The 12,499-nt window shown below is 50.9% G+C and carries 12 protein-coding genes; 4 read left to right on the plus strand and 8 right to left on the minus strand.

What is annotated here, in order from left to right; genetic code table 11:
- Positions 1-135: 135 nt before the first annotated feature.
- On the minus strand, positions 136-417 hold the full coding sequence (locus EFBL_RS16565; RefSeq protein WP_096183268.1) for a 2TM domain-containing protein: 282 nt from the start codon (positions 415-417) through the stop codon (positions 136-138).
- A gap of 249 nt (positions 418-666) precedes the next feature.
- On the opposite strand from EFBL_RS16565, the gene lepB reads away from it, so the two are divergent.
- Complete coding sequence (gene lepB / locus EFBL_RS16570) at positions 667-1,215, plus strand: signal peptidase I (RefSeq protein ID WP_096183270.1); 549 nt, start codon at positions 667-669, stop codon at positions 1,213-1,215.
- A 300-nt stretch (positions 1,216-1,515) separates the two neighbouring features.
- Here lepB and EFBL_RS16575 read toward each other — a convergent pair whose 3' ends face one another.
- Positions 1,516-2,457, minus strand: coding sequence for a mediator complex subunit 15 domain-containing protein (locus EFBL_RS16575; RefSeq protein WP_096183272.1), 942 nt, complete (start codon positions 2,455-2,457; stop codon positions 1,516-1,518).
- 211 nt (positions 2,458-2,668) lie between these two features.
- Between EFBL_RS16575 and EFBL_RS16580 the strand changes: the two genes are divergently transcribed.
- The 3 genes from EFBL_RS16580 (at position 2,669) to ku (ending at position 4,933) form a co-directional block, all read left to right on the plus strand.
- Complete coding sequence (locus EFBL_RS16580; RefSeq protein WP_096183274.1) at positions 2,669-2,980, plus strand: hypothetical protein; 312 nt, start codon at positions 2,669-2,671, stop codon at positions 2,978-2,980.
- Positions 2,981-3,062: 82 nt separating this feature from the next.
- On the plus strand, positions 3,063-3,929 hold the full coding sequence (locus tag EFBL_RS16585; RefSeq protein WP_165912740.1) for a lipoate--protein ligase family protein: 867 nt from the start codon (positions 3,063-3,065) through the stop codon (positions 3,927-3,929).
- 77 nt (positions 3,930-4,006) lie between these two features.
- Positions 4,007-4,933, plus strand: a complete 927-nt coding sequence (gene ku, locus EFBL_RS16590; RefSeq protein WP_096183278.1) for a non-homologous end joining protein Ku — start codon at positions 4,007-4,009, stop codon at positions 4,931-4,933.
- 73 nt (positions 4,934-5,006) lie between these two features.
- On the opposite strand, the gene EFBL_RS16595 is transcribed toward ku, so the two are convergent.
- The 6 genes from EFBL_RS16595 to EFBL_RS16620 all read right to left on the minus strand — a co-directional run.
- The gene (locus EFBL_RS16595; protein WP_096183280.1) at positions 5,007-5,426 is read right to left on the minus strand and encodes a hypothetical protein; all 420 of its coding nucleotides are present in this window, start codon (positions 5,424-5,426) and stop codon (positions 5,007-5,009) included.
- Positions 5,427-5,570: 144 nt separating this feature from the next.
- Positions 5,571-6,020: a D-aminoacyl-tRNA deacylase gene (gene dtd / locus EFBL_RS16600; protein WP_096183281.1), complete on the minus strand. Its 450-nt coding sequence runs from the start codon at positions 6,018-6,020 to the stop codon at positions 5,571-5,573.
- Positions 6,020-8,230 (minus strand): RelA/SpoT family protein, encoded by a 2,211-nt coding sequence (locus EFBL_RS16605; RefSeq protein WP_096183283.1) that lies wholly within the window; start codon positions 8,228-8,230, stop codon positions 6,020-6,022. The genes dtd and EFBL_RS16605 overlap by 1 nt, the downstream gene beginning before the upstream one ends.
- The gene (locus tag EFBL_RS16610; RefSeq protein ID WP_096183285.1) at positions 8,202-8,714 is read right to left on the minus strand and encodes an adenine phosphoribosyltransferase; all 513 of its coding nucleotides are present in this window, start codon (positions 8,712-8,714) and stop codon (positions 8,202-8,204) included. The genes EFBL_RS16605 and EFBL_RS16610 overlap by 29 nt, the downstream gene beginning before the upstream one ends.
- Positions 8,653-11,166, minus strand: a complete 2,514-nt coding sequence (recJ, locus tag EFBL_RS16615) for a single-stranded-DNA-specific exonuclease RecJ (protein WP_096183287.1) — start codon at positions 11,164-11,166, stop codon at positions 8,653-8,655. Before recJ ends, EFBL_RS16610 begins: the two co-directional genes overlap by 62 nt.
- A 120-nt stretch (positions 11,167-11,286) precedes the next feature.
- Positions 11,287-12,499, minus strand: a 1,213-nt coding sequence (locus EFBL_RS16620) for an MATE family efflux transporter (protein WP_231705847.1), incomplete at its 5' end; no start/stop codon positions are given.

Below are 12,499 nucleotides of genomic sequence, written 5' to 3' on the forward strand. Positions count from 1 at the left end.
GTGGACACCCTTGTCGTAAGCTAATGGCTACTGTTGCCTTCACCACTCGGGACTTGCACCCTATAGACAACGCCCATGCCGGGCGCACATAAAAGCGGCTGGAGATTCCGGATCTCCAGCCGCTTTCTTTTTTTATCAAATTTCATCCTTCTCCATAAACTCCTTGATCTTCCGTTCTTCCCACTTGGAATCGAACAGTTTCCCGATACCGAATACAGAGACTCCATGCATAGCAACTCCGATTCCCCAGCCCATCAATGGATACACGAACCAGATAGAGTTCGGGGAAGTAATAAGATTAATGGCAATCAACATTGCGTTCACCAACACGTATACCAACAAGTGAACATAAAACCCCTTAATTTTCTCCACTTTGCGTTTTGCTTCTTGATACTTTCTGTCTTGTTCTGTCACCATGCAACTTCTCTCCTATCTCTCTTCCCTTACCGAGTTGGTTGAATAAATTATCTCTCCATATCTGGATTCTTACATGTGCCGCTTTGCATATTTTTGCAAATGAACATAGTTCATCGAACCATGACTTTCGACATGCTGCCATTCTGTTTCCGTTGTACTATAGCTCCTTTCGCACATGGCATGGCAGGAATTTGGCCGCTTTTGCCGAATTTTATAGGTACACATTTTCTTATCCTGAGAGGTACTTCTATGCATTTGTTAAGGGAGTTCTTCGGTTGGATTCGCAGTATTGGAGTCGCGTTTGTCTTCGCTTTGCTGATCAGTGTGTTCGTGTTCCAACCGACGAAAGTATTGGGCGGCTCGATGGAGCCTACCTTGCAAGACAAAGAGATCATCTACATTTCCAAAATCCTGCATACTCTGAATTCTCTTCCGGATTATGGGGACGTGGTTATTATCGACAGCCGTATTGACCGTAAACGGTCGATTCTGGATGATTTCACCGAAAACCCTATATTTACTCTTTTTGGTAAAAAAGTAGAACATAACATCTGGGTCAAACGGGTCATTGGCAGACCCGGTGATGTACTTGAATTCAAAAACCACAAGGTCTACCGGAACGGGCAAGAGTTGGCAGAACCTTACATTAAGGAATTGATGCACTTCTCAACCGACGAGAAAATTAAGGTGCCGGAAGGACATATTTTCGTAATGGGCGATAACCGGAACAACAGCCGGGACAGCCGCAATATCGGCAGCATTCCTGTTGATCACGTATTGGGCAAGATGATAATGTGAAAAAAACAAAAAAAGCCGGAAAGTCCGGCTTTGGTAATCCAATGGATTAGTAAGCACCTGCCGCGCCGCCATAGGGAACCAACAGGAAAAACAGAACAAAGATGATCAGGAACACGACAGCCCAACGGGTGTAATAGCCAAACGCACCGTGCATTGCGATTCCTCCTCTCTCAATGAATACTACAGGATATGAAGGCCAACCTGACGCTGTAACGGCATCTGTCCATAGAAGCAAAAAAGCCTTGAAACAAAATTGTTTCAAGGCTTTTTGTCCGGCTGTTTCAAGACCAGCCAGCGTAATTATTGAAGGCGGCTGGTTTCCTGGATAATGTCTTGTCTTACCTGCTGTGGATTGGTTCCGGCAAAGCCGGGGGAGAAGATGGACTGCTGGGCACCTGTACCATATCCGCCGAATCCCGTCTCCTGAGCGATATCCTGTCTTACTTGTTGGGGGTTGGTTCCCGAAAAACCGGGTGCGAACATGGATTGAGCCCCACCGAAGGATTGAGCCCCACCGAAGGATTGTGCAGTCTGGAACCCGCCGCCGTAATTGGAATAACCGGAAACTCCGCGCATTCCGCCTTCTTGTGCGATATCCTGTCTTACTTGTTGCACATTGGTTCCTGCAAAACCAGGCTGGAACATGGATTGGGCTCCGCCAAAAGATTGCGCTGCCGGGAATCCACCGCCATAATTGGAATAGCCGGAAACTCCGCGGTAACCGCCTTCCTGAGCAATATCCTGCCTTACCTGCTGCGGACTGGTGCCTGAAAAACCTGGCTGGAACATGGATTGGGCTCCGCCAAAAGATTGCGCTGCCGGAAACCCGCCACCATAATTGGAATAGCCGGAAACTCCGCGGTAACCGCCTTCCTGAACAATATCCTGCCTTACTTGCTGCGGATTGGTGCCTGCAAAACCAGGTTGGAACATCGATTGTGCACCATATCCTTGTGCACCATATCCTTGTGCACCATATCCCATTTGCCCCATGTTCATCCCGCCTGCATAACCGTAACCGGCCTCTTGTGCAATGTCTCTTCTTACTTGCTGGGCGTTAGTGCCGGCAAATCCGGGTTGGAACATGGATTGGGCTCCAAAACCGCTTTGTCCCATGTTCATGAAGCCTTGCCCCATGCCACTGGCGAATCCCATACCTCCTTCCTGCATAATGTTTCTCCTTACCTGCTGTGGGTTAGTTCCAGCAAAACCGGGCTGGAACATGGATTGTTGACCAGTCATTTCAATTCCTCCTTGGAATTAAGGTAAGACTCACGAAGTGTAGTGTTTCCCCGGGCTCCCGGATTATGCAATCTGATTTCCAAATTGGAGAAATTTTTCTGGTTCCTGTGATGATGTATTCGTGCAAACTTTTACTGTTGTGAAATTGTTGTGGCGGTCTTTTCGAATCCCTCAATGTCATGTATGATGAAAGAAAGGAGGAGAGCCGCCCATGTCAGTAGACATCTTGAGATTTGTGCAGGAAGCGAAAGAGGAATTTGACCGCACCGTTGCCTGCAAACATACTTCGTTCGATGATTTGTACCCGTACATGATGGAGAATCAGTCGTTCTTCTGGTATAAGCGTCATGCGGCGTGGGCTAGCCTCTTGACGGCGATTCGCATTGCGGACCATGCAGGAGCCAATTGGCGTGATTTGTTCACGGTAAAGCAGTTATCAATGATCACCAATCGGGTTCTTGACAAGAATGTGCTGGACGAATGGCTGGAGACAAGCCTCAACGAGACAGACGTGGAAGTATAATACAAACCCCCAGTATTTTGTACAAGCAGGTACTGGGGGTTTTTTGTTTTTTGGTATGATGGGAGGGAAAGGGGAACCATTCATGTCTGCAAACAACGCAATACTCGGGCAAACCAATTGGCGGCTGATCGATCATACGAGGAAGGACCGTTCCTTCACCGCCCTTCATTCTTTTGCAATGGACGATACGTTGTGCACTTCCGTCGGGAACGGTTTGAGTCCTGCAACGATCAGGGCCTGGGTTCATCCTGACACGGTGGTGTTGGGCAATCTTGATTACAAGTTGTCAAACGTTAGGGAAGGAATCCGTTTCCTGTCGGACAAGGGCTATCAGACATACCTTCGCGTTTCCGGCGGGGCGGCTGTTGTCCTGGATTCGGGCGTGTTGAATCTGTCGCTGATCCTGCCGACGATGGACCACTTTGCGGATCTGAATGCCGGATATGATGCCATGGTGGATTTGGTGAGGCAGCTGTTGACACCTTACGGAGCCCAGGTGGATACAGGCGAGATCAAGGGCTCTTACTGCCCAGGCGACTATGACATCAGCATCGACGGCCGAAAATTCGGAGGCTTGGCACAGCGCAGACGAAAAGGCGCGGTGGCCGTTCAGGCGTTTCTGTTGGTGGAGGGTCTTGGATCTGAAAGGGCCAACCTCATCAAGAATTTCTATCAAAGGGCTGTCCGCTTACCTTCTGACAAGCATCCCGTCATCATCCCCGACCGTGTAGCCTCTTTATCGGAAGCGATTGGCAAACATATCACTTGCGACAGGTTACAGACTGACCTTGCCGAACTTTTCAGGAAAAACTCCCGCAAACTGGTGGAGACGCAGTTTTTTCCCGAGGAAATCATGGAATTTGCGTCCAATCTGGAGCGGATTCAGGAACGGAATCCACATCTTACCGACCCGTACCTGTCTGGGCGGCATCCTTCCACTGAACATTAGGGACTGCCCCAAAAGTGCTGTAATCACATCTTTCCAACTTGGGCATGGTAAGGAAAAAAGCAAAGGAGCCATATCCTATGCGATCCATGTGGAAAGGCAGCATCAGCTTCGGCTTGGTGAATATTCCTGTAGGATTGTACAAAGCCACGGAAGACCACAAAACGAGTTTTCGCAGCCTGCATGAAGACTGCAAACATCCGATTCAATACAAAAAATGGTGTCCGGTATGCAACCGCGAAATTGAGCAAAAGGAGATCATCCGTGGTTATGAATATGCCCCCGGCAACTACATCATCATTACCGATGAAGATCTGGAGGAGTTGCCTCTTCCAACCCTGAAGACCATCGAAATTCTGCACTTCACCGGCAAGAATAACATAGACCCGATTTACTATGAGAAAGCCTACTACCTGGGACCGGGCGAGTATGGCGGCAAGCCTTACAAACTGCTGCACGAAGCAATGAATCAGACAGACAAAGTGGCGGTTGCCAAGGTCGCTTTCCGGACCAGCGAGCATTTGTCCGTGATTCGCATCCATAAAGATTGTCTCGTGATGAACATGATTCACTACCCGGCCGAAGTCCGTGCTGTGGAAGGGGTTCCCGGCATTGAAGCGGTGGCAGGAATTGAGGTAAGCAAAGCGGAATTGCAAATTGCAACCAGATTGATTGAGGAAATCAGCGGGGCTTTCCGTGATGATTACAAGAGCAACTATGAAGAAGCCCTGAAAGAACTGATCCATGCCAAAGTTCAAAATGCGGAAGTGGATCAACCCGTCACCCAACCGCAGGCTGATAATGTGGTGGATCTGATGGAAGCGCTCAAGCAGAGTCTGACCCAAACCAAAGAAAAACAAGCGAAGAAAAAGCCGGAAGCTACGGCGGAAGTTCCCGAAAAAGAACCGGTGGCTGTGGCACCCACCGGCACTGAACCGAATCACCGGGGCAACGGAACTCCGGCAGCGGAACCGCCCAAACGGCGCAGGCGAAAAGTGACCTCCTGATCTTCCTATCAGAAGAAGGGGCTGCCTCCACAAGGGGGCAGCAAATTCCCCTTTTACCAATAACGAATGTCCCTTACCCTTCCAATACCTTTCTTGCTTCCCCGCAAATTTTCGCCAGCAGTTCGTCACGGATGGCACCCCAGAATGATCCCGGTGGATAGGTTTTCTGCAGTTTCTTTTCAATTACGTCAAGGAACCGGTTCATTTCCTGGATTCGGGCTTGCAAGACCTGACCCAGTTCATCCAGTTTGCAGTTGTACTTTTCGCAAAAATAGCGGGCCTCTTCGCTTTCAGGAATCACCAGCAGATAGGGCCATAAAGTGCGAACTTCCTGATGCATGAGCAGTTCCGCCTGGAGAAAAGGAATGGCATGCAGCAACCGTTCTTTGCCGCGTGCTTTCAAAAGGGCTTCCGCGTGCGCAAGACGCTCGGCCGTTTTTTCATTCAGAAAATCGATTACTTCACGACATCGCTCCACCAGCGATCTGGTCATGGCCTTCCCCCACTCTCATAAACCTTATCTTTACATATATATGGCAAAGGATCAGGAGAATGAGGGGATCGTATCAGGATTGACTGACAGATGTGAAAATCCCGTATCACGAAAAGTGGTACGGGATTTGTTAGGCTATTTCCTTCAAAAATTCTTCTTGCTGTCCAAGAGCAGCGTCACCGGACCATCATTCACCAGTTCCACATCCATCATGGCGCCAAACACGCCTGTTTCCACCCTTGCGCCAAGCGAGCGAAGCTTCTCATTGAAGTATTCATAGAGCCGGTTGGCTTGCTCGGGGCGAGCCGCTTCCATAAAATTGGGTCTGCGGCCTTTGCGGCAATCCCCGTACAATGTGAACTGGGAAACGGAGAGGATCGCTCCCTCCACATCCAGCAAGGACAAATTCATCTTTCCTCCGGCATCTTCGAAGATCCGAAGGCCCATAATCTTCTCCGCCAGGTAATCGGCATCCTTTTCCGTGTCCTCATGGGTCACACCCACAAGCAGCACAAACCCGCGCCCGATTTCCCCCGTTACTTGTTCATCCACAAGAACCCGTCCCTTGGAAGCCCGTTGCACTACGATTCGCATTACTGCATTACCCGCCTTACCGTATAGACATCCTTCACCCGTTTGATCCGTTCCACCACCGAATGAAGATGATCCACGTTGCGGATGTTGATCTGCAGGTTGATGGTTGCGATTTTTCGCTTATCTGCCCGCGCTTGAACGGCTCGAATGTCTGTCTTGGTCTCCGCAATGGCGTTCATCACTTCAATCGTCAATCCGCGGCGATCGAGTGCGGTCACTTCAATATCGACACTGTACTCTTGGGTAGAGGCGCTTTCCCATTCCACTTCAAGAAATCGCTTCTCTTCCTCGTTCCCATTGGTTACGTTCGGACAGTCGGTCCTGTGAACCGACACCCCCCTCCCGCGGGTGACAAATCCAACGATCTCATCCCCGGGAACCGGATTGCAACAGCGGGAAAACCGGATCAACAGATTGTCGACTCCCTTTACCCTTACACCTGTGCCGCCCTTCTGGCGCTGTTTCTGCCCTTCTTTGATCTCGGGCAGGGTGGGGATGTCCTCCGGCATGTCTTTCTTGACTTTCTCCAGCAGACGGGTAGTCACCTGACCGGGTGACACTGCACCGTATCCGATCGCCGCCAGCAAATCATCCTCTTTGGTAAAGTTAAACTTGTCCATGACCTCGGCCAGATTTTTGTCGGTAAGGACTTCCGATACTTCAAATCCGTGCTTCTTGATCTCTTTTTCCAGAAATTCGCGGCCCTTGAGAATGTTCTCTTCCCGCTTCTCTTTCTTGAACCAGGCGCGAATCTTGCTCTTTGCTTGCGGGGATACGACAATCTTCAGCCAGTCGCGGCTGGGACCGAAGGAATTCTTGGATGTCAGGATCTCAACAATGTCACCCGTTTGCAGTTTATAATCCAGCGGCACAATCTTGCCGTTGACTTTTGCCCCTATCGTCCGGTTGCCGATGTCGGTATGAATCCGGTATGCGAAGTCGATCGGCACAGAACCCCGCGGCAGCGAGATCACAGCACCCTTTGGCGTAAAGACGAAAACTTCGTCCGCGTACAAATCGATCTTCAGGGTTTCCATGAACTCTTTGGCGTCTTTCAATTCCTGCTGCCACTCAAGAATCTCACGGAACCAGGCCATCTTCTGTACAACCGGCACATCGGCTGTTCCGGTGCGGCCTTCCTTGTACAGCCAATGGGCAGCAATCCCGTACTCGGCAGTCCTGTGCATTTCCCAGGTTCGAATCTGGATTTCCAGCGGTTCGCCCCGCGGTCCGATTACCGTGGTATGAAGGCTCTGGTACATATTGGGCTTGGGCATTGCAATATAGTCTTTAAAGCGCCCGGGCATCGGCTTCCAAAGGGTATGCACGATCCCGAGGATCGCATAGCAATCTTTGATCGAATCTACGATTACGCGAACGGCCAGCAAATCATAGATTTCGTTAAACTGTTTGTTTTGCTTTGTCATCTTCCGGTAAATGCTATAAATGTGCTTCGCCCGGCCATTGACTTCGGCGTCGATTTCAATTTCCTTCAACTTGGCTTTCAGGCCTTCGATGACTTCCTGGATGTACTGTTCCCGTTCGGCCCGTTTCTTGGCCATCAAATTGACGATTCGGTAATATTGCTGGGGATTCATGTAACGCAGGGCGGTGTCCTCAAGCTCAAACTTGATTTTTGAAATCCCCAGCCGGTGGGCAAGCGGCGCAAAAATTTCCAGGGTCTCGGAGGCAATTCTTTGTTGTTTTTCAGGGGGCAGGTGCTTCAGAGTTCGCATATTGTGAAGCCTGTCCGCCAATTTGATCAGGATCACGCGGATGTCCTTGGCCATTGCAAGGAACATCTTATGCAGGTTCTCCGCCTGCTGTTCTTCTTTCGACAAGTATTTCAAACGTCCGAGTTTGGTAACTCCATCCACCAGTTCTTTGATTTCCGACCCGAACTCGCCTATCAATTCTTCTTCGGTGACAGGTGTGTCCTCCACGACATCATGAAGAAGCGCAGCCGCAAGCGTCACCGCATCCAGTTCCAGATCGGCCAGAATCTCGGCCACTGCAATCGGATGCATGATGTAGGCTTCGCCTGAGCAGCGTTTTTGTCCGATATGGGCGTTGTTGGCAAACTCGAAGGCACGACGCACCAATGCCACGTCTTCGGGGGTGCCGTAGCGAGCCACTTTTTCGCAAAGGCGCCCGATGCCCACCGGAACCACCTTCTCCTGATCAGTATTGGACAAGTGAGAAGACTTCATATCCGTTCAATTTCTCCCTGCCTGGCAAATAGGATAGTTCAATCATGAAAGTGATACCCGCAACTACACCGCCCAACTCTTCCACGAGCCGGACAGTCGATTTGATGGTGCCGCCGGTTGCCAGCAGATCATCGGCAATGATTACACGCTGGCCGGGTTTGATGGCATCCCGGTGAATCTCCAACATGTCCTTTCCATATTCCAGTTCATAAGATACGCTGACAGTATCTCCCGGCAGTTTGCCGGCTTTGCGGATCGGAACGAAACCAAGTCCCATGGCATAAGCAAGCGGAGCTGCCAGAACAAATCCACGGGCTTCAGGACCTGCAACAATCTCTGCATTCTGATTTCTGGCAAATTCCGCCATTTTGTCGATGGCATATTTGAAAGATTCTCCATCTTGAAGAAGTGTGGTAATATCCTTAAACCGAATTCCCGGCTCCGGAAAATCGGGAATCACGCGAATCTTGTTCTTCAAATCCATCGCTGTTAGCTCCTTCCGGGTTGGCAGTTACCAACCGCATTACTTCACGCACTGTCTGTTCGCTGGAGGAATCGATCAAAGCCGCGATCACACGGACATAGGAATCGATCCTGTGTTTGCGCTTCTGATACAGTTCGGATTCTTCCAGGGCTCTCTTATTCGTCCCTTTATTCACATGATACGCCACGCCGTTCCGAACTGCAAACCCCAGTTCGACAAATACGGACAGAATCAAATCCAGGGCCTCATGGTAGGCTGGTTTCAATCGTTGGCGGATTTCTGAATCGGTCATAGGGCTTTCTTGCAGCATCTTGTAAACCCCGGCAAAGAGCTTCCGGTCAGGCAGCCAGCAGGACGTTTTACGTCCTATCCATTGCTTGTCCACAGAACCATGCAGAAGATACAGCCGAAAAGGGCCCTTCAATTGCTGCAGAACGGCTCTATATTGATCCATTGACTGAGGGAGATCGTAAAATACTATATCTCCTAGCAAGGTTTCCGGCCTTTGCCCAGCGGAAGCCGACCGTTCTTCCGCCTCCTTCGCTTCTTCACCCACAAGCGCAACTTGCGACAGATTTCCCTTCCCATCCGCGAGCAGTACACGGTGAAAGTGAGGTTCCTGCCAAGGGTAGGGGGCCAGTGCACGGGTCACTTCAGACACAACTTCTTCATGGAAGCAGACAACCGACAGGTCTTTGGCGCCTGCCTGTTCCCCAAGCCAGCTGACCTTATGCTGCACGTGGCGGCAATCAAATACCTGCTGCTCGTTGGGGCGCCAATCCTCCAATATTATCTGAAGACTACGGCGGCCGTTCCACTCATTGATGGCCAGTTCCCCCACCAGATCCAACCTCTGCCATTGCCGGATCAACTCCGCTTCCGGTCCTTTGCGGAAGGCAATCCCCGCAAGTTTGGCAGCCCCCGTTGACACCTGAACTTGCAGATGGGCACCATCGGCGCCAACCGTGCGGCAACTGTCCAGACCCAATCCTCTTAAACGGAACCGCGGGATCGGGTTCCCAAACCCGAAGGGGGCCAGGCGGGACACCCTTTCCACAAATTCAAAGTCCAACGAAAGCAGATCCAGGTCCGCTTCAATCTCGATCTTGGGGATCAGGTCGTCGGGAGAGAGCGCTGCTTCCGCAATCTGATTGAGACGTTCACGCAGTTCTTCGATCCTGTCCCCACTTATGGAAAATCCGGCAGCCATCTTGTGTCCGCCAAAGTGTTCAAACAGGTCCCGGCACCCGTTCATCGCATCATACAAATGAAATCCATGAATGCTGCGGGCAGACCCTTTCCCCATTCCTTCAGTAAGAGAAATCATCAGCGTGGGCCGATAGTAACGCTCTACCAAGCGGGAAGCCACGATGCCAATTACACCGGCATTCCAGCCTTCCCTGGCAATAACGAGCACCCGCCCATCCAGCCATTCCGGATGCAATTCGATTTCCTGCACCGCTTCCTCAAACATTTGCGCGCTTATGTCTTGTCGTTCCCGGTTCCGCTCATCCAGAAACCGGGCCAATTCCATTCCCCGATCCCAGTCGTCCGCAGTCAGCAATTCCACCGCAAAGGTAGCCGAATCCAGCCGGCCGGCCGCATTGATCCTCGGGCCGAAGGCAAAGCCTACATGACCGGCTGTTATCTCTTTGCCCCCCAGCCCCGCGATCTCAATCAAGGCTTTGATTCCCACGCGGGGACTTTTGTTGATCCGTTCCAGACCGTAACGGGCCAGGAGCCGATTCTCATCGATGAGCGGGGTCAAGTCCGCGATCGTACCGATGGCTGCCAAATCGAGAAATTCCTCCGGCAATTCTCCGAACAATGCCTGTGCCAATTTGAATGCGATACCGACACCGGCCAACATTTTGTCCGGATAGGGACAGCCTGGCTGTTTCGGATTGAGGATCGCATAGGCGTCCGGCAGCACTTCCGGTGGCGTATGATGATCTGTGACAATCAGATCGAGGCCCAATTCATTGGCGATTCGCGCCTCCTCCACCGATGATATCCCGTTGTCTACAGTGATGACCAGTTGAAACCCCCGTTCTTTCGCCTGGACCAGAGCGGGGCCGTTCAGCCCGTATCCCTCTTCAAAGCGGTCCGGTATATAGTAGGCGACTTGTGCGCCCAGCTTTTTCAGCGCCAGATACATGACGCTGGTGGAAGTGGCGCCATCGGCGTCATAATCGCCGTAGACCATGATATGTTCGTTGTTGACCATAGCCCGCCGGATTCGGGAGACCGCTTTTGCCATGTCCTTCATAAGAAATGGGTCATAAAAATGAGACTTGTCCGGTTCGAGAAACCTCTTCGCGGCTTCCCGATCGGTCACTCCCCGCCTGACCAGCATGCCTGCAATTACAGGGGGAATCTGCAAATCAGCAGCCAATTGTCTCACGATCTGTTCGTCTGTCTCCATCAGGAGCCAACGCTTTTCCTGTTTCATGGTTAACCTCTCGCATGGATATTCACGGTGCCGTCTATTCGATTCATAAAAGGTACAAACATTATAAGATGAAACGGGCTGTTTGGGACAAGGGTCTTTTGACAGAATTTCAGTGATTTCTTACGGCTCGTGGGCGGCTTTGGCCTGCAGGCTCAACCAATCCACCCGGTAATAACGGGTCATTACAGTGACACCGTAGACCATGATGAACATGTACAGGGACACCCAAGCTCCAACACTCTTCAGATCCAGAACAAATGTGAGCAGATAACTTAACGGCAGGAACAGGAACCAACTTAGAAGCAAGGAACTCCAAAGCAGGAAAGATGTATCTCCGATGCCCCTCAAACCGCCTGAATAGATCATTAGCAGGCCGTCAAAGATCTGGAGATAGGCGGAAATCTTGAGAAGGAAAGCGGTGAGAGCATAGACCTGCGGATCATCCGTATAAATCCGGGCAATCGGTTCGGCAAAGAAGAATTCGACGGTGCCGAGCACAAACATAATGAAGCTGCCCAGCAGCGCCGTATCCGTTCCCCATCTGCGCGCCGCCAGCCGTTCCCCTTTGCCGATCTCCTGTCCCACCAGAATCGTGGCAGTTGTGGCAAACGCGAATGCCGGCATGAACCCAAAGCCCATCACATTCAGGGCAATCTCGTTTGCAGCCAGTGCGTGCGTTCCCAATCGTGTCACAAACATCGTAAAGATGAACATGGAAATGCTGAGAGCGAATTCCTGAAACCCCAATTTGGAGCTCTCCCGCAGAATCAAGCGAGATTCTGCCAGGTTGAGTTTGACCTTGGCACGAGTCTGATACCGTGTATGCAGTCTGATAAAGTACACATAGAAACTGAGCAGGAAGGAAATCCCTTCCCCGATCAAAATGGCCCAACCGGCCCCCGCCAGCCCCAACTCCGGAAATCCCCAGCGCCCGTATGTCAGTGTATAAGTGAATAAAATCACGGCCAGATTCCCGATCAGAGAAGTAATCATTGGTGTCTTTGTATCTTCAATCCCCCGAAAGAATCCATGAAAAGCAAAAGTGAAGATCGAAAAGACCATGGCATAAAAACGGATTCCCAAATAATCCGATCCTGCCCCCACCAACTCCGGGCTCCCGCCCATAAGGCGGAGAATCGAATCGTTGGTGAACCAACCGATCAGAAAGACGAGAACACCTGCCAACGCACACAGATAGAAAGCGATATAGGTTCTCTCAACCCCTTGTTTCATCGTGTTGGCACCGTAGTTTTGTGCCACAAGATAATTCACCGTGTGACCGATCCCGGAAAAAAGGGCCCATGCATTGTACATCACTATGTTGGATATCCCG

Source organism: Effusibacillus lacus, assembly GCF_002335525.1.
GTDB lineage: Bacteria > Bacillota > Bacilli > Tumebacillales > Effusibacillaceae > Effusibacillus > Effusibacillus lacus.